1 protein-coding gene is annotated in these 593 nt (G+C 33.7%); it reads left to right on the forward strand.

Going from position 1 to position 593, the window contains the following annotated elements:
• Nucleotides 1-47: 47 nt before the first annotated feature.
• Nucleotides 48-407, forward strand: a complete 360-nt coding sequence (locus tag QNI22_RS40175; protein WP_314520323.1) for a transposase — start codon at nt 48-50, stop codon at nt 405-407.
• Nucleotides 408-593: the final 186 nt, after the last annotated feature.

Below are 593 nucleotides of genomic sequence, written 5' to 3' on the forward strand. Positions count from 1 at the left end.
TGGGTTTGTTTAGTTGAAAAATGATGTATATTTAGTGAAAAACAAATATGAACAAGTTGCCTGTCTATATTTCTGAATCCGATTTCCAGACCTATGTGCTCCCTCATTTGAGTCATAAATTAAATCATAATAGATTGAAGGTAAGCTATCATTATCTGTTCAATACCATTTTGTATGTGTTAAAATCAGGTTGTTCATGGCGTACCTTAAAGCCAGATAATCAATTAGTGACTTGGCAAAATATTTATTATCACTATGCCAAATGGTCAGCCGATGGCAGCTTTGAAAAGCTATTTTCCTCTACCCATCAAATCATGAAAGCCAGTTTAGCCTTGGAATGTATTCAATTGGAATGTATTCAATTAGACGGGACGCATACTCCTTCAAAAAAAGGGGTGAAAAGGTAGCCTATCAAGGTCGTAAAAAAAGTAAAACAACCAACAATTTAGTGCTCTGTGATAATAAATATCATATCCTGGCTATTTCTGACTGTATAGATGGAAATCATAATGATAGTTTTGAGTTAGTTGAAAACATGGATATTTTGCTACAAACTCTTAAAGAAGCAACGATTGATATACAGTACTCACACC

Source organism: Xanthocytophaga agilis (assembly GCF_030068605.1).
Lineage (GTDB): Bacteria > Bacteroidota > Bacteroidia > Cytophagales > 172606-1 > Xanthocytophaga > Xanthocytophaga agilis.